The sequence below is a fragment of the Halococcus qingdaonensis genome (assembly GCF_024508235.1).
In the GTDB taxonomy this organism is placed as follows: domain Archaea; phylum Halobacteriota; class Halobacteria; order Halobacteriales; family Halococcaceae; genus Halococcus; species Halococcus qingdaonensis.
Window position 1 is genome coordinate 2,598,323 of sequence record NZ_CP101943.1, and the last position, 16,240, is coordinate 2,614,562.

Genomic DNA, 16,240 nt, shown 5'->3' on the forward strand with positions numbered 1-16,240 from the left:
TCGGGCACTCGCAGGCAAAAGCGCGTCGTCAGCGATCGTCGAGTATCGAGAGGACGGCGCTCGCGACGGCCTCGAAGTCGCTCATCGTCAGGCCGTCGGTGGTGACGAACACCCCGTTGCGATCGGTCGTGATGCGCAGGAGATAGCCGTTCTCGAACACCCTGATGGTGTGGCGATAGCCGCCGAGTTCGGAACTCCGGTAGGCGTTGCGCGTGTTCTTGAAGTCGTGCCACTCGTGGCCGATGAAGCTCATCACGTCGGCGTCGCGCGCGAGGTCGCCACGGAGGTAGAGCTGGTCGTAGTCGGTGCGGGTGAAGTAGGTCACCGACCGGAGCCGGTCGCCGGTCGCGGTCCGCGCGGCCGTCACGAGCTGATCGGCGACGTCGCCGGCGAGCAGTTCCGAGTTCATCACGCGACTGGTCATGCGGAACCATGATAAATCCGTCGCCGGTGTGGTCGGCGATGAGGGAGTCGCTGAGAAGTGAGTGCGAGGGATGCGATTTGAACGCATGAACTCCTGAGAGAGCGGGTCTTAAGCCCGCCGCCTTTGGCCAGACTCGGCCACCCTCGCGCAGTTCAGCGTTCGCCCGCGCGCGAAAACCCGTTTCGATTCACCAGTCGACCGAGAGCGTGCCGTCGCCGTCGGGATCGGGGGCGATCTCCTCGTTCGTCCGGCGGTCGACGACGTGAATCACGCCGCGATCCTTCTTCGCCGGGCAGACCTCGGCCGCCTCGATGTTGTCGTCGAGCTCCGCTTCGGTGATGAAATACGATGCCGGCTCAGCGATCCCGCTCGTGATGTTCATCGACCAGTTGTCGGAAACCTCGGCGCATTTGCCCGCCGCGATGCACTTGTTCGCCTCGAAGACGATCTTGTAGGGTTTCTCCGATATGGGTGGGGCGTCGCGCTCGCCGATAGTGCTCGGATCGACGGGATCGTCGGCCATAGTCGAACGAGAACCTCACGGCCTTTTCGCTTGTCGTTCGACTGGCGGTCGCCGTCGCTCGTTCGGGTCAGGCCGATCTCTCCCGGATTCGCTCGATTCGAACCGGGAACGGGAGCTCGTCGAAATCGTCGTCCGCGCCCGCGACGAGCAGCGCGTCGGTTGCCTCGGCGAGCGCCACCGCGAACGCATCACCGAGTGCGATTCCACCGCTCGCTTTCACCCGTGCCGCTACCTCCCACGAGTCGGTCGTCGATTCGAGTCGGCAGCCGCCGTCGACGATGTCCTTGATCTGCGTTCGCCCGATGTCGAGGTCGGCATCGGTCGGCCGGTCGTCGGCTTCGAGCCACGCGATCTTGTAGGTGATTTCCGTTGCGGTGACCTCGCTCAACAGGCCGGTGGCATCGCCGTCGTAGATCGCTGTCAGCAGCGATTCGACGCGATCAGCGCCGGGCTCGTCGTAGCAGTACGCTATCACTGGCTCGGCATCGAACACGTAGGTCTCACTCATCGCCGTTGGCGGTCGCCGCCCTGCGTGGACGTTCCTCCGTGCGTTCGGTGTCACGGAACTCGCGGAGCTTCTCCAGCACCTCGCCACGTTCGTACTCGTCACCGGCGAGTCGACCTCGGAGTTCCGACGGGCGCGGAACGGGTTCGACTACGATTTCACCACTGTCGCTTTCGCGAAAGCGCACTCGTCCCGGCGTCTCGATGCCGAATTTCTCTCGGAGCTCCTTCGGGATCGTTGCCTGTCCCTTCGCCGAGACCCGGACGACATCGTATGTATTACTGCTCATACGTACTACTCATGCGACAGTAATACCTAAGCGTTTGGTCGAACCCGACGTATCGACGGGCAGCTCAACGAGAACATCTCGAACGAATGGCCAAACAGTTAGTCGTCTGTCGATTTATTCGTGAATCTCTACCGATTCGAGAACGACCTCTTCCTGGGGCTGGTCGTTGGCATCGGTCGGCACGGAGCCGATCTCCTCGACGACGTCCATCCCGTCCGTGACGTCGCCGAACACCGCGTGGCGGTCGTCGAGATGAGGCTGGGCGTCGAGCGTGATAAAGAACTGCGAGCCGTTGGTGTCGGGACCCGAGTTGGCCATCGAGAGCGTTCCTGCGGAGTCGTGGCGCAGGTCGTCGTGGAACTCGTCGTCGAAGGTGTAGCCCGGCCCACCCCGTCCGTTCTCGTCGGGGTCGCCACCCTGGATCATGAACCCCTCGATGATGCGGTGGAAGGCCACGTCGTCGTAGAGCGGTTTTTCGACCGTCTCGCCGCCGTCTTCCCACTCCTGCTCGCCGGTCGCCAGCCCGACGAAGTTCTCGACCGTGCGCGGCGCGCGCTCGTCGTACAGTTCGACCTCGATGTCGCCGCGATTGGTGTGCAGCGTCGCGTCTGTCATACCCGCACGTCGACGGCACGATGGAAAACCCTGCCGACTCCGACGGCTCAGAAGGCCCGAAGTTCGTCGAGCACCGCTTCGGCGCTGCCGTCGGCGATGGCCTCGCGCGCCATCGCGAGCCCCTCGTCGAGCGAGTCGCAGTCCTCGCGGGCGTAGATGCGGAACGCGCCGTTGAGCGCGATGGCGTCGGCGAACTGGTCCTCCCGATCGCCCGTGAGCACGGCCTCGGTGATCGCCGCCGAGTCCGCCGCCACGTCGTCGACTTCGAGGTCTTCCTCGGCGAAATTCATGCCGTACTCGTCGGTCTCGATCTCGAAATCGTCGAGCTCGCCGTCTTCACCCACGGCGACCGTCGTCGAGCCGGGCCGGATGTCGTCGTAGCCCTCCATCCCTTGGAACATCACCACGCGGGGGATGTCGTAGCGCTCGCTCGCCGCGAACGTGTCGATGATCCGCTTCGCGTAGGGCAGGTGGTAGAAGCTCCCGAGATGGACATCGGCACCAGCGGGGTTGGCGAGCGTCTCGATCGTGTTGACGAACGTCCGCACGCCCATCATGTCGCGGCGCTCTACGAGGCCGGCGACACCGGGGTTGAAGTTCGGCTGGTAGTAGAAGCCAAAGCCCGTCTCGTCGACCATGTCGGCGCTCTCGGCGGGCGCGAGATCGGTTTTGACCCCCAGTTCGTCGAGGACGTGTTTGTAGGCGTCCTGCTTCTGCGTGGGGACGCGATCGCCGGAGTGCGTTACCACAGGCGTGCCGGCCGCCGCGGCGACGATGCCGGCACCGACGCCGAGGATCGCCGAGCGGCCCTTCCCGTCGTAGTTCGCCCCGCAGTCGACGGGATCGCAGTCGGGCGTGGCGAACTCCACCGACCGATCGGCCATGGTGTCGATGTACGCCGCCAGCTCATCGGGCGTGTTGCGCTTCCAGCGGTTGGCGAGCCAGAACGCGCCGAGCGTCGTGTGATCGGGTTCGCCGTCCAGGATGCGCTCGAAGGCCTCGGTCGCCTGCGCGCGCGTCATGTCGTCGGCGGATTTGTGTCCCGAACCGACGACCTCGGTCAGCAGCCGTTTGAGCGGCCACTCGCCGTGGTGTTCGGATGACTGGGCCATGCGCCTGGTTGGAGCGGTCGGTGCAAAAGGCTCCCGCTCGCCGGTTCGTCGATGATCGATTCGATCCCGCGCCCGCTTAGTTGTCGGTGAGTAGCCGGCGGAGCACGTTGCCGTAGGCCGGGCGCGTGATCAGCACGCCGATCAACACGCCGACGATGGTGATGATGGCGAACCCGCGGAGATCGCCGAGGCTGAGCAGCGCGAGCGGGCTCATCGCGATCACGGTCGTCGCGGCGGCCGCGCCGATGACCCAGAACGCCCGTCGGAACCGACTTTTGAACACTCGGCCCGTGCTCACGTCGCTCTGGAGGATCTCGTCGGCGATGATCACCAGATCGTCGACCCCGGTCCCGATGACGGCGATGAAGCCAGCGATATGCGAGAGATCGAGCGGCAGCCCGATCGTGGCCGCGAAGCCGAGCAGGATGAACACCTCCGAGAGCCCCGTCAGCAGCATCGGCACCGCCACCCGCGGTTCGCGATATCTGACGAAGATCGCCACGCTGACCGCGAGCACCGCCACCAATCCCGTGACGAGCGAGAGCCCCTTGAACCGCTGGGCGACGCTCGGCAGGATGTACTGGCTCGTCCCCTCCTGGAGATTGAGCGGCGCGGGCAGCGCACCCGCCTGGAGGTCAACCTGGAGCCCTTGAGCCTGCGAGGCGTTCTGTGCCGACGTCTGATAGACCGGATCGTCGACGAACTCGCCGCTGGCGAAGCCCCGTGCGAGATCGGGGTCGACGCCCGCCGAGTAGACGACTTCGCCGTCACGCACCGTCAGCAGACAGTGGCCGCCACCGCCGCGACCGTAGCCACAGGTACGGTTCGCCGGGTCGTCGAAGCCGAACCGCTGCATCTTCTCGGTGAACGGTTTGGCCGCCTCCTCGGTGAGCGTCACCGGGACGACCGGTTCACCGGTCTGCTGGTCCTGCCGAACGGGTCGAACGTCTTGGAACGACTGCTGGCTCGGCAGCGCGGTCACGTTACACGTGGTCGGGCCGGTCCCGTTCGCACTACTGTTGCCGCTGGCGTTCGTTCCGACGGGACCTTCGCAGTAGCTCGGCGTCCGATTGCCCTCGACGGTGAAGTACGCGACCGTCTTCACCTGGCCCTGATCGGCGACGAGCTCCCTGAGTTCCGAACGGTTCTGGTTCGGCACCTCGATGCTGACGTAGCGCTCGCCGCCCGAGGACACCGTCTGAACGGAGCCGCCGGAGAGACCGGATTCGCTGATCTTGTTGCTCAGCACTTCGACGGCCGTGTCGTAGGTCTCCTTGGTCAGACCATCGCTGACGTCGCCTTGCTGGACGTCGTAGCCGGCCGACTGGAGCGCGCTCGCGAACGCACGCTGGGAGACGTTCCCCGAGTAGACCTCGACGGTGGCGCTGCCGTTGCCGGTGCGCACTCGAACGTCGGTCGTCGAGACGTTCAACTCGCTCGCGACCTGTCCGGTGAGGTTGTTTCCTCCTCGGGGACCGACGTCGACGCCCTCGGCGGTGAGTCCCGACAGCGGCGCACGGATCTGCGAGCCGCCGGAGAGATCGAGCCCGTACTGGAGGTTCGTCGGCCCGGTCGTGACGTTGCCGTTGGTCGCGTTCGCCGCCACGCCACCGCCGAGGCCGGGCGCGAACAGCGCGACGGCGGCCGCGAGGACGAAGATCACGAGCAGGCCGATGCGCCAGTTCTCACGGATCATCGTGCGATCCCCTCGAACTTGTACCAGCGAAGCAGGCTCACGTTGAGCAGATAGGTGTTCATCAGATCGACGGCGAGCCCCATCACGAGCACGACCCCGACCTGCGACAGGAGGGGGATGTTGAAGACGAACTTCGAGGCGACAATCGCCATCACTGCCATCGCCGACATCGAGGTGAGCGTCATCGTCACGCCCGTGCGTCGCGCGCGATAGGTGCTCTCGTAGAAATCACCGCGGCGCTTGAGCACGTGGTTGTTGAGCAGGATGTCGGAGTCGACGCTGTAGCCGATCAGCATCAACAGCGCCGCCACCGTGCCCAGCGAGAGTTCGATCCCGAAGAGATTCATCAGCGCGAGCGGCACGACGATATCGGAAAACGCCGAGAGGATGACGGCGATCGAGGGGACGAGGCTTCGAAAGAGCACGAACACGAGCAGCGCCATGCCGACGAACGCCGCCACCAGCCCCAGCACCCCGAGCTGCTGGACGTCGGAGCCGAAGCTCGCGGAGGTCTCCTGTACGGATTCGACGGTGTAGCCCGCGGACTCCGCGGCCGACGTGAGCGCGTCGGTGTCGGTCGATTGGGTGGTGACGATGAAGGTGTTGCCGCCCGCGGTCGGCGTGACGGTTGGCTGACCGTCGACGGCGGGGAGAGCGGCAAAGGTGTCCTGAATCTGGGCCTGACCCGCTCCCGTCGTGACCTGGAGTTCGGTACCACCGGTGAACTCGATGCCGGGCGTCACCGGCGCGCCGGTCATGAGAAACCAGCCGCCGAGAACCGCGAGCGCGAGGACGAGCACCACCAGCGGGATCGCGGCGAGCTGGCGGTCGGTATAGTCGGTGTAATCGACTGCCGGTACGTCGAGCGCAGCCATGTCCTGCGGTCCGGAAGGCCCGCGAATAAACGTTTGTATGTTTCCGCCCGATCACTCGCGCCGCATCGCGACCAGCGCGGCCACTAGCAGCCCGACGACCGCGACGGCGATCCCGAAGCCGGGACCGCCCGAACTCGTCGTCTCCGTATCGGTCTCGGCCCCGCCGAGTATCTCTCCTTTGCTCGTCGCGTTCGTCGTCTGCTCGTCGGTTGCGCCCAGTGTCGTCGCGGTCGCCGATGGCGTCGCGGTCTCGATGGGTGGCGCTGTCGTCGCGGTTGCCGTCGGCGTCGCCGTCGCGGTTGGTGTGGGCGTTGTGGTTTGTGTCGGTGTGGGCGTCGCAGTTGCGGTTTGCGTCGATGTTCGTTCGTCGGCGACGCCACTGAACCGCGCCGGATCGACCTGCTCGCCATCGAGATAGATCTCCGCGTTGCCGTCGATCTCGAGACCGGTGATCTCGCCCGTCACGAGATAGGCGTCGCCACCGCCGCCGAGCCGTCCGTCGACGCGTGCATCACCGATCTCGTCGACGTCCGAGTCGACGGTGACGTGTCTGTCCGCGATCGGCGCGCCGTGGCTCTCGCCGCTGCGCTCGACGCTTCCCTCGTAGCCGATCCGATAGCTCACCTTGTCCTCCGGGCTGCCGCCGACGATCGTCAGTGCGGAGGCATCGGACGATCCGTCGCTCGACCCGCCGCTCGTGTCGACGGTCAACTCGTAGCCGGTGAAGCCGGTGATGCCGACGACGGAGCGTGCCGACGCGACGTGGACGTAGTACGTTCCGGACTCCGGAACGGTGAACTGCTGTTCCGAGGCCGTCTCGGAAGCGAACGTGTTCGTGTGGTTGCGCCCGCTCGCGGGATCGAGGCGGTTGCCGTCACCGTCGAAGAGGGAGACGGCGACGTTCTGGCCGTACTCGGCCCCGGGATCGGTTATCCGCGCGGTCGTGGTGATCGTCTCGCCCGCACTCGCCTCGACCGCGAACACGTCCTCGCGCTGCTCGAACAGCGTCGCGTTGTAGGTCTTCCCCGGCTCGACGACCGTGGCTCCCTGCTCGCCGCGCTCGAACTCGTCCTGTTCGGCGGTCGCGACCGCCACCGAGTAGCGCGCCTCGTACCCGATGTCGTGGGTGACTTCGAGGTAGTACGTCCCGTCTTCGGGGGCGACGGCACCGATGATGGCGGCGTCCTCGGTGCCGCCCGACGTCCCAGTGCCGAGCTCGCCGTTCGGTCCGTGCAGCGTGACGGTCGGGTATTCGGCTCCGAAACCACCGGTCACCCTGATCGCCTCGCCGGCGTTCGCCTCGAATTTATACCAGTCGTCGTCGGTGTCCTTCGTATCGGCTTCGACGAACGTCCGCTCGGGGAGCTCCATCGCGTCCGCCCGCTCGTCGTTCGGTCCGGTCTCGTTCACCGTGGCGCTCTGGCCCGCGACCGTCGCCGAGAACGCACCCAGCGCGGACAGACAGACGACCGTGACGAGCAGCCACGCCAGCGTCCCTCGTCGGTTCATCGTTTCCCGTCTCTCACATCGTGGAATAAGCTTTCTGTTGCTGGAATCTCTTCTTCTCTTCTCTCATGCTCTTCATTTCCTCTCTCTTCCTCTCACTCTCCCCCCCCTCTCCTGCTCAGGGAAGATACCGAACTGCCACGACGCCCGCCTCGGCATCGGAACGCACTTCCACCCGGTTCACGCCGAGTCGAGCCGCGCGCACGAGCGTCGCCTCGTCGTCGAGAACGTCGTCGACGGCCTTTCGGACACGTTCTGCGGGCACCGTCAGCACGTGAATCTCGCCGACACCGGCGCGCTCGCGGGTCGTCAGCTCGCCTTCTTCCTGTGCGTCCGCAAGTTCGTGCTCCTGACTCGTGGGTGGCTCCTCGCTGTGTTCGGTCGATAGCGAGCGCCGTGCATCCATCTCGACCAGTTCCCACGCGAGCTCCATCGGACCGGCGGGCGCGATCGTCCCTTCGATCGCGTCGTCCGCGTCGAGACCGGGATTCGCCGCGAGCGTGTGGACCTGTCCGTCGGCCGTGTCGTGCAACACCGCCGACTCGTCGTCGGCGTGCGTGACGAGAAACGTACTTTCGGTCGTCATATTTGCCGTTCGGGCGCGATCCGATTGACCCTTTCAGTTCGGGGTGGCGTTCACCGCATGAGTCGGTGGACCAGATAGATGCCGACGGCCGCACAGACCGGCGGGACCAGTCCCCAGAGCTGTGGGAGCGCGTAGAGGAACTCGACGACGCCCGCGAGCGACCCGCTGACCGCTTCCCGCTCGCCAGCCGGGATCGTGATCACCAGGCCGATGTAGAGCGCGACGAAGAACAGGTAGCCAGCGACTGCGAGGCTCGTGTCGTAGTGCTTCCTGTCGCCGACGCGACGATGGCGGCGCGCGACGAACAGGACCGGCGCGAGCAGCGGGCCGACGATGAACAGTCCGACGAGCACGAAAAACGCCCGCGAGAGCGTCAGCGACCCGCCGCCGGCGGTCGCCGTGCGCGAGACGAGCGTGACGAGCGAGAGCGTCATCAGGATGGCCACGAGCAGTGCCACGAGCCCGCCGACGACGACGTAGGACTTGAACAGCCACGACCGGCTCGATCCGAACGCGTACGGGATCGCGCCGAACAGCCCCGAGTAGGCCTCCTCGTTCGGCCCGCTCGTCCCGCCCGGTTCCTCGACGTTCGCCTCACCCATGCGTCAGATCCGGGCGGCGGGCGATTAAACGCCGCGGTCGGCAACGATTTGGGGACGGCCCTGTCACGGCCGGTATGAAAATCGACATCGGCAACGCGCTCGCCAGCGAGGCCTCGCCGGGCGTCTCCCGCGAGGCACTCGATCGCCTCGACGAGCGGGTGGCGCGTGCCCACGAGCGCATCGAGCGCGGCCGACGCGACGACGAGTTCGGCTACGCCGCACTGAACCTGCCCGAAGCGACCGACCCCGACGAGATCACGGAGACGGTCGCACCGGTGAACGACGCGGCGTACGTCCTCGTCGTCGGCATCGGCGGCAGCGCGCTCGGCGCGGCGACCATCGCCGAGGCGCTCGGCGACTCGCGGATCCTGACGCTCGACAACGTCGATCCCGACCACGTCTCGGAGGTGCTCTCGTTGCTCCCGCTCTCCGAGACGGCCGTGACGGTCGTCTCCCGATCGGGCACCACCGCCGAGACGCTGGCGAACTTCCTCGTGGTGCGCGAGGCGTTCGCCGAGGTGGGCGTCGACTGGACCGAACGAGTGGTGACGATAACGGGCGACTCCGGCCCGCTGCGCGAACTGGCCGACCGCCACGACCTGCCCGCACTCGCGGTTCCCGACGGCGTCCCGGGCCGGTTTTCGGCGCTTTCACCTGTTGGTCTCGCTCCGGCAGCCATCCGTGGCCACGACATCGGGGCGATTCTGGATGGCGGTGCGCGCGCGGCGGATCTCTCGCCCTCGCTGTTCGAGACGCCGGCCTACGCCTACGGGGCCGTGGCGTACGCGCTCGACATGCGCGGCGCGGTGATCAACGCGATGATGCCCTACGCCGAATCGCTCGAATCGTTCGCCGAGTGGTTCGCACAGTTATGGGCCGAGAGCCTCGGCAAGGACGGGCTCGGCCAGCTGCCCACCAGAGCGCTCGGCGCGACCGACCAGCACTCCCAGCTCCAGCGCTACCGGGCGGGTCCCGGAAACACGCTCGTCACGCTCGTTCGCCCGCGCGAGCGCCCCGATCTTCGAGTTCCAGAGACCGACCACGACGACCTCGCGTATCTCGGTGGCACGGGGCTCGGCGAGCTCCTGGATGCGGAGTTCGCCGCCACCGAAGCGAGCCTCGCCGAGGCCGGCCGTCCCTCGGTGCGGATCGAACTCGATCGGGTCGACGAGGCCGGGATCGGCGAACTGCTCTACACGATGGAGGTCGCCTGCGTGCTCGCGGGCGAACTCTACGGCATCGAGACGTTCACCCAGCCCGCCGTCGAGTGGGGCAAGCGCGCGGCCCGCGGGCTGATCGGCGACGGAAACGACGAGAGCGACTCCGTCGCCGAGAAGACCCGCCTCGTCGTCAAGTAGCGCTCGAAAAGCGGAGGACGTATGCCGAATCGGCGACGAGTGCCCGCACGCGATGGCATCCGAACACGTCGCCGGCGGGAACGACTGGCGCGATTACCTGCTCGCCGTCTCGGTCGCGCTCGGACTCGCCGCCGGCGGGTTTCTCTTCGCACAGCTCCTCGCCGTTCCGCTGACGCTTGGTCTGCTGGCTCTCGGGTTTCCGATCGAGGGTGCTGTCAGTTACACTCTCTCGACGCTCCTCCAGGGTGCGGCGTTCGTCGCCTTCGTCCTCGGCTACATGCGCTACAGCGACAGTCCGCGACTGCTCGATATCCGATGGCCGTCGCTGTCGCGCCCGCGGCGAACCCTCCGGGATATCGGCTGGGTCGTCGTCGGGTTCGTCGTTCTGCTCCTCGCAGCACAGGGAGTCGGGATCGTTCTCGATCAGTTCGGGTTCGCGCCGGGAACGAACCGCATCGAGAGCGCCGCGAGGGCACAGCCGCTGCTCGCGCTGTCGCTGGTCGTTCTTTCGTTCGTCGCGACCGGACCGGGCGAGGAGACGCTGTTCCGCGGCGGGGTTCAGGGTGTGCTCCGACGGGTGTTTTCGCCCGTCGGCGCGATCGTCGGATCGAGCGCGCTCTTCGGGCTGGCTCACGTCACGGCGCTGGTCGCGGCGAGCGGCGCGGCCGGGGTCTGGGGCTACGTCGTCTCGACGTTCGTCCTCGGACTCGTGCTCGGCACGCTCTACGAATACACTGACAACCTCCTCGTGCCGATCCTCGTCCACGGCGGCTACAACGCCCTCCTGTTCGTCCAGCTCTATCTCGTCGAGACGAGCGGTTTGGGCTTCCTCGCTCCGTAGCTACGAGGGGTTCTTCCGGGTGAGGCCGCTGCCGCAGATCGGACAGCGATCCTTGTTCTCGTCGAACACGCGGCCACAGCCCTGACACTGGAAGTCCCAGTCGCGCTGTTCGGTGATCCCGTCGCGAGCGATGAACTCGACGTAGATGTCGAGTCGCTCGGCGACGTTCTGCATAGCGTAGTCGTCGGTCACCAGCTTTGCATCGAGTTCGAAGGCGGCCGCCAGCAGTTCGATATCCGTCTCCGAGAGTTCTTCCTTGTCGCCGCTCTCGCTCGCGGCGCGTTCGATGCGCCCGATGACGGCCTCTTCGGGCACGTGGATGTACATACCCGCTCCTTCGAGCGCGTCGTAGCGATAGGAACTCTCGCCGTCGAGTTCGGCACCGACGGCGGGCACGGTCGCGATGTCGTCGCCGGCGTCGTACTCGTTGATGAACGCCGAGGCGTCGAGGATCTCCATTAGCGGTCGACGACGATGTGGTCTTTGACGGCCTGCACGCGGCCGATGGCGACGGCGTATCTCCCGTCCTCGTCGCGTTCGAGGTCGATCTGTTCGGTGGTCTCGCTCCGCGGCGTGATGAGCAGATCGCCCAGTCGCCCCGTGTCGGGGTCCATCGTCAGCGTCGAGAGCGTGCCCAGTTCGGTACCATCGGAGCCGATGACGGCCTTGTCGATTAGCTTCCGTGCGAGTACGTCCGGCATACCCGCCCTACCGTGGCCGCCCATTATAAACACCACGGAGGCCCGAGAGCATTCCCGCGCGCGGAGCGCCCGACGATATCGTTTTCGTGCTGGCGTGTGCTGTGTCCGCATGAACGACGCCGATCGTACCGCAGTGTGAGAGCCACTTCGCATGCAGACGGTGCAGTTTCCGTTTCTCGCCCACGCGGGCGTGACGATGCGCTTAACTGCCGTGACCGACTCGAACGAACAACGACTTTCTCGGGTGAACGCCATGTCGGAGACACATACTGACGCGGAGACGGACGGCGACGCAGTAGCAACGCTTCGGACCCCCATCGTCGCCGTTCTCGGTCACGTCGACCACGGCAAGACGACCCTCCTGGACCGGATCCGTGGCTCGACGGTCACGGAGGGCGAGGCGGGGGCGATAACCCAGCACATCGGCGCGACCGCCGTCCCGCTCGAAACGGTCTCGGAGCTCGCGGGCAGTCTCGTCGATCCGACCGATTTCGATCTCCCCGGTCTACTCTTTATCGACACGCCGGGTCACCACTCCTTCTCGACGCTGCGCTCGCGTGGCGGGGCGCTCGCCGATATCGCCGTACTCGTGGTGGACGTCAACGACGGGTTCCAGCCACAGACGATCGAGGCGATCGACATCCTCCAGCGCACCGAGACGCCGTTCGTCGTGGCGGCGAACAAGATCGACACCGTGCCGGGCTGGAACCCGCAGGACGACGCCCCCATCCAGGAGAGCTACGACGACCAGTCCGATCGCGCGCGCGAGACGCTCGACGAGCGCCTCTACGAACTCATCGGCGAACTCTCGGAGCACGATTTCTCGGCGGACATGTACTGGCGCGTCCAGGACTTCGCCAACAACGTCGGCGTCGTGCCGACGAGCGCCGAGACCGGCGAGGGAGTGCCCGACGTGCTGACCGTACTGATGGGACTTTCGCAGCGTTATCTCAAGGACGCGATGGCAATCGACGCCGAGGGGCCGGGCGCGGGCACGGTGCTTGAGGTCAAAGAGCAGAAGGGGTTCGGCACGGCGATCGACGTGGTGCTCTACGATGGAACCGTGCGCGCCGACGACACGGTCGTCGTGGGCGCGACGGGCGAGCCGATCGTGACCGACGTGCGCGCGCTACTCCAGCCGCGCCCGCTCGCCGAGATCCGCACCGAAAAGCGGTTCGAGCAGGTCGACGCGGTGAGCGCGGCGGCTGGGCTCAAGATCGCCGCGCCCGATCTCGACGACGCGATGGCCGGCGCGCCCGTCCGCGTCGTGCGCGACCGCTCGCGCGAGGAGGTCGTCCAGGAAGTCCAGGAAGAACTGGCGGCCATCGGCGTCACCACCGAGGAGGAGGGCGTCGTCGTCAAGGCCGACACGCTCGGCAGTCTGGAGGCGGTCGCGAACGCGCTCGACGAGGCCGAGATCCCGATCGTCCGCGCCGAGGTCGGCGACGTCGCGCCGCGCGATGTCACGGTCGCGAGCACCGCTGACGAGGAGCGCCACGAGACGGTGCTCGCCTTCTCGGTCGACGTGCTCGACAACGCCGAGCAACAGGCCGACGAGGGCGACATCCGGATCTTCGAGAGCGACGTCATCTACCGGCTGATCGAGGAGTACGAGGAGTTCATCGCCGAGCGCGAGCGCAGCCAGCAGGACACCATCCTCGAAAACATCTCCCGGCCCGCCCGCTTTCGCCTGCTGCCCGATCACACCTTCCGGCAGAACGACCCCGCCGTCGTCGGCGTCGAGGTGATGACGGGCACGCTGAAGCGCAACGCGACCGTCGTCGACTTCGAGGGGAACGAACCCGAGCGCCGCGGGCAGGTCAAGGGCATCCAGGAACAGGGTGAGGACGTCGAACAGGCCCGCGCGGGCGAGCGCGTCAGCGTCGCGATCGACGGGCCGACGGTCGGCCGACAGATCGAGGAGGGTGACGAGCTCTGGTCTGAGATCCCCGAAAAACACGCGAAGGTGCTCGAACAGGAGCTCACCGACGACATCCCGGCCGACGAACTCGAAGCGCTGCACATCTATCTCGACAAACAGCGCCAGCGCGACCCCTTCTGGGGGAAATGACCGCTCGCCGCGGCTGGTAATAATATTTAATTACCCGGCGGCCGTTGGCCGTCGTACGATGAACCGCTCAGACCAGTCCGATTCGGAGGATTCGGTCGTCGAAACCGTTCGCGAGCGCCGGCCGACGATCGCGCCGGCCGATCTCCTGCTCATCGCGCTGCCGGCGCTCCTGCTCGCAGGCTGGGCGACTGGCGTGGTCTCAGCGCTGTCGCTGCCGGTCGCGCTCGCAATCGGCACGCTGCCGGCGATCGGGATGCTCGGCTACGCGCTGTTTTACGACCCGCCAAACGGCTGCGTCTAAGTCAACGACCGACCGGTGTGATGCCGTCCGACACCGCCTGTTTCACCTGGAGGGCGGCGCTGGCGGCGAGCTGTCTCGCGACTTCGGTTCTGTCCTCTTCGGCGATGCCGTCGCTCAGATCCTCGAAATCCGGCGTGAAGCCGGCGCTGACGGCCGCGCCGACCGGCGGCTGGACCGCGATCGTCCCCTGTGGCCCGTCGTTGCCGGCGATGATCTGCGCGCCGACGACGTACTCGTCGGGGAGATACTCGCGGGTGCGGGCGGCGACGGTGTCGAGACCGGCCTGGAGCGCCCGGCGTTGCTCGACCGAGAGTTCCACGTCCGCGGTGTTGACGTTCGGTCCCATTGGTGTGCGATCGTTCATGAGAAGGACGGCGACGGTTGGGCCGACGTACTGAAAAGACTCCCGTTCGCGACACCCGCTGCCACACCGCCGGATGGCCGAGCTATATCGGCTCGCTGTCGCCGTAGATCCCGAGCACGAGCGCCGTCGCGAACGATCCGTCGGTCCCCTCGACGTGTTCGGTCACGATGCGCTCGTCGGTGAACGTCCACTCGCGGAGCGCGCGCCCGGAGTCGAGCCCTGCGGCCACGCCCTCGCGAACGCTCTCCGGATCGGTATCGGTCGCCTCGTAGAACAGTCCCCGATCGCTCTCGGTCGTCGTCCAGCCGAGGCCGGCCGCCACGCCACTCTCACCGACCCCGCTCGTGGCGCGCGCCTCGACGACGGTGAGGCGCTCGCCGACCGGTCCGAGGTCCGGCGCGCTGTCGACGATTTCGAGCGTGCTGCCGTCGGGGATCACCGACGAGACGGTGGTGATGTTGTAGTTGTGGACGCCGGCGGCGGCGAGTGCGGCGTCGTAGGCCGCGATCGGTGTCGGCCCGGTACCGGTTCCCGTGACGATTCTGATCTGCATACGGGAGAATGGAGCGACCGAACGGTGAGCGTTGCGATCCGCGTCGCTCAGAGGAAGGCGACCGGATCGGCGGCGGTGTCGTCCTCGGTGATCTTCGCCAGAGCATCCTCGAAGTCGCTCATCCGCACCTCGCTGCGGTCGTCGCGGACGGCGAACATGCCGGCTTCGGTCGTGAGGCTCTCGATCTCCGCGCCGCTGAACTCGTCGGCCATTTCGGCGAGTTCGTCGAACGCCACGTCGTCGTCGAGGTTCATCCCGCGCGTGTGGATGGCGAAGATCTTCTCGCGACCGTCGGGCCCGGGTTTCGGCACCTCGATGAGCCGGTCGAACCGACCGGGCCGGAGGATCGCCCGATCGAGCATGTCGAAGCGGTTCGTGGCGGCGATGATCGAGATGTCGCCGCGTTCTTCGAAGCCATCCATCTCGGAGAGGAGCTGCATCATCGTCCGCTGGACCTCGGCGTCGCCGGAGGTCTTGGAGTCCGTGCGCTTTGAGGCGACGGCGTCGATCTCGTCGATGAAGATCACGGCGGGCTCGTGCTCGCTCGCCAACTCGAAGAGATCACGGACGAGCCGTGCGCCCTCGCCGATGAACTTGCGGACGAGCTCCGAGCCCGCCATCTTGATGAACGTCGCGTCGGTCTCGTTGGCGACGGCCTTGGCGAGCATCGTCTTGCCCGTGCCGGGCGGACCGTGGAGGAGGACGCCGGTCGGTGGTTCGATGCCCACGGTGTCGAACCGCTCGGGATCGACCAGCGGCATCTCGACGGCTTCCCTGACCTCTCGGATCTGGTCGTCGATCCCGCCGATGTCGGCGTAGCCGACCGCCGGGCGATTCTCGATCTGCATCGCCTGCGCGCGCACGTCGGTCTCGCTGTCGAGTGGGCGCTGGATGCTGAACGAGTCGTCGACGGCGACGCGATCGCCGTTCTCGATACCGTCGGCGATCCCGGGCGCGACCTCCGTCAACACTTCCTGGTTGTTGCCGTGCTGTCTGACGATCGCTCCCTCGTCGGTGAACTCCTCGACGGTGGCGACGTACAGCGAGGAGGTCTTGAGCGCCTCGTTCTCGCGCTGGAGCCGTTCGGCTTCTTCGGAGAGCTCCTCACGTTCGGCCTCGGCTTCCTCGAGGCGATCGGCGAGCTCGTCGTGGACGTTCGAGACGCTCTCGAAGTGTTTGGCCAGGGCATCGAGCCGCTCGGCATCGCTCAACTCCGGATCGAGATCGAGACGCGGTCGGTCCGGGAGGGAGGGACTGTGGGACATTCTTACTCCACGATAGGGGCTCTTCGTTAAAAGTGGTTTTGGGTTCGGGGTGT

20 protein-coding genes and 1 tRNA gene are annotated in these 16,240 nt (G+C 66.5%); 4 read left to right on the forward strand and 17 right to left on the reverse strand.

Annotated features, from left to right (window positions below):
* Window positions 1-28: 28 nt before the first annotated feature.
* From NO363_RS13585 to NO363_RS13640, 12 genes are all read right to left on the reverse strand, one after another.
* Window positions 29-409 (reverse strand): DUF7522 family protein, encoded by a 381-nt coding sequence (locus tag NO363_RS13585; RefSeq protein WP_256685833.1) that lies wholly within the window; start codon window positions 407-409, stop codon window positions 29-31.
* A gap of 77 nt (window positions 410-486) precedes the next feature.
* A tRNA-Leu gene (locus tag NO363_RS13590) sits at window positions 487-571 on the reverse strand.
* Window positions 572-611: 40 nt separating this feature from the next.
* Window positions 612-947: a ferredoxin gene (locus NO363_RS13595; protein ID WP_007740516.1), complete on the reverse strand. Its 336-nt coding sequence runs from the start codon at window positions 945-947 to the stop codon at window positions 612-614.
* 67 nt (window positions 948-1,014) lie between these two features.
* Window positions 1,015-1,455: a PIN domain-containing protein gene (locus tag NO363_RS13600; RefSeq protein WP_256685836.1), complete on the reverse strand. Its 441-nt coding sequence runs from the start codon at window positions 1,453-1,455 to the stop codon at window positions 1,015-1,017.
* Window positions 1,448-1,741 (reverse strand): AbrB/MazE/SpoVT family DNA-binding domain-containing protein, encoded by a 294-nt coding sequence (locus tag NO363_RS13605; RefSeq protein WP_256685838.1) that lies wholly within the window; start codon window positions 1,739-1,741, stop codon window positions 1,448-1,450. The genes NO363_RS13600 and NO363_RS13605 overlap by 8 nt, the downstream gene beginning before the upstream one ends.
* 114 nt (window positions 1,742-1,855) lie before the next feature.
* Window positions 1,856-2,356, reverse strand: coding sequence for a peptidylprolyl isomerase (locus NO363_RS13610; protein WP_256685840.1), 501 nt, complete (start codon window positions 2,354-2,356; stop codon window positions 1,856-1,858).
* Between the two features lie 47 nt (window positions 2,357-2,403).
* Window positions 2,404-3,468 carry an anthranilate phosphoribosyltransferase gene (locus NO363_RS13615; protein WP_256685841.1) on the reverse strand — a complete coding sequence of 355 codons (1,065 nt, stop codon included), beginning with the start codon at window positions 3,466-3,468 and terminating at the stop codon, window positions 2,404-2,406.
* 76 nt (window positions 3,469-3,544) lie between these two features.
* Window positions 3,545-5,164, reverse strand: coding sequence for a preprotein translocase subunit SecD (locus NO363_RS13620; RefSeq protein ID WP_256685842.1), 1,620 nt, complete (start codon window positions 5,162-5,164; stop codon window positions 3,545-3,547).
* Window positions 5,161-6,039, reverse strand: coding sequence for a protein translocase subunit SecF (gene secF / locus NO363_RS13625; RefSeq protein ID WP_256685843.1), 879 nt, complete (start codon window positions 6,037-6,039; stop codon window positions 5,161-5,163). The genes NO363_RS13620 and secF overlap by 4 nt, the downstream gene beginning before the upstream one ends.
* Before the next feature lie 51 nt (window positions 6,040-6,090).
* Window positions 6,091-7,548 carry a PGF-CTERM sorting domain-containing protein gene (locus tag NO363_RS13630; protein ID WP_256685844.1) on the reverse strand — a complete coding sequence of 486 codons (1,458 nt, stop codon included), beginning with the start codon at window positions 7,546-7,548 and terminating at the stop codon, window positions 6,091-6,093.
* 115 nt (window positions 7,549-7,663) lie between these two features.
* Entirely contained in the window at window positions 7,664-8,131 is a 468-nt protein-coding gene (locus NO363_RS13635) for a DUF5812 family protein (protein WP_256685845.1), read from the reverse strand.
* A gap of 50 nt (window positions 8,132-8,181) precedes the next feature.
* On the reverse strand, window positions 8,182-8,733 hold the full coding sequence (locus tag NO363_RS13640; RefSeq protein WP_256685846.1) for a DUF8056 family protein: 552 nt from the start codon (window positions 8,731-8,733) through the stop codon (window positions 8,182-8,184).
* Between the two features lie 74 nt (window positions 8,734-8,807).
* Between NO363_RS13640 and NO363_RS13645 the strand changes: the two genes are divergently transcribed.
* Both NO363_RS13645 and NO363_RS13650 read left to right on the forward strand, forming a co-directional pair.
* On the forward strand, window positions 8,808-10,091 hold the full coding sequence (locus NO363_RS13645; protein ID WP_256685847.1) for a phosphoglucose isomerase-related protein: 1,284 nt from the start codon (window positions 8,808-8,810) through the stop codon (window positions 10,089-10,091).
* Between the two features lie 52 nt (window positions 10,092-10,143).
* Window positions 10,144-10,932: a CPBP family intramembrane glutamic endopeptidase gene (locus NO363_RS13650; protein ID WP_256685848.1), complete on the forward strand. Its 789-nt coding sequence runs from the start codon at window positions 10,144-10,146 to the stop codon at window positions 10,930-10,932.
* Here the strand turns inward: NO363_RS13650 and NO363_RS13655 are convergent, their stop codons facing one another.
* Both NO363_RS13655 and NO363_RS13660 read right to left on the reverse strand, forming a co-directional pair.
* Window positions 10,933-11,391: an NOB1 family endonuclease gene (locus NO363_RS13655; protein ID WP_256685850.1), complete on the reverse strand. Its 459-nt coding sequence runs from the start codon at window positions 11,389-11,391 to the stop codon at window positions 10,933-10,935. It lies immediately after the preceding gene.
* The gene (locus NO363_RS13660; RefSeq protein WP_007740536.1) at window positions 11,391-11,633 is read right to left on the reverse strand and encodes a PRC-barrel domain-containing protein; all 243 of its coding nucleotides are present in this window, start codon (window positions 11,631-11,633) and stop codon (window positions 11,391-11,393) included. Before NO363_RS13660 ends, NO363_RS13655 begins: the two co-directional genes overlap by 1 nt.
* Before the next feature lie 253 nt (window positions 11,634-11,886).
* Between NO363_RS13660 and infB the strand changes: the two genes are divergently transcribed.
* The gene (gene infB, locus NO363_RS13665; RefSeq protein ID WP_256687983.1) at window positions 11,887-13,704 is read left to right on the forward strand and encodes a translation initiation factor IF-2; all 1,818 of its coding nucleotides are present in this window, start codon (window positions 11,887-11,889) and stop codon (window positions 13,702-13,704) included.
* A gap of 58 nt (window positions 13,705-13,762) precedes the next feature.
* Window positions 13,763-14,005 carry a DUF8015 family protein gene (locus tag NO363_RS13670; RefSeq protein ID WP_256685851.1) on the forward strand — a complete coding sequence of 81 codons (243 nt, stop codon included), beginning with the start codon at window positions 13,763-13,765 and terminating at the stop codon, window positions 14,003-14,005.
* 1 nt (window position 14,006) lies between these two features.
* Here NO363_RS13670 and NO363_RS13675 read toward each other — a convergent pair whose 3' ends face one another.
* From NO363_RS13675 to pan2, 3 genes are all read right to left on the reverse strand, one after another.
* Window positions 14,007-14,351 (reverse strand): DUF5811 family protein, encoded by a 345-nt coding sequence (locus NO363_RS13675; RefSeq protein WP_256687984.1) that lies wholly within the window; start codon window positions 14,349-14,351, stop codon window positions 14,007-14,009.
* Between the two features lie 100 nt (window positions 14,352-14,451).
* On the reverse strand, window positions 14,452-14,922 hold the full coding sequence (locus tag NO363_RS13680) for a pyruvoyl-dependent arginine decarboxylase (RefSeq protein ID WP_256685852.1): 471 nt from the start codon (window positions 14,920-14,922) through the stop codon (window positions 14,452-14,454).
* Between the two features lie 47 nt (window positions 14,923-14,969).
* Entirely contained in the window at window positions 14,970-16,187 is a 1,218-nt protein-coding gene (gene pan2, locus NO363_RS13685) for a proteasome-activating nucleotidase Pan2 (RefSeq protein WP_256685854.1), read from the reverse strand.
* Window positions 16,188-16,240: the final 53 nt, after the last annotated feature.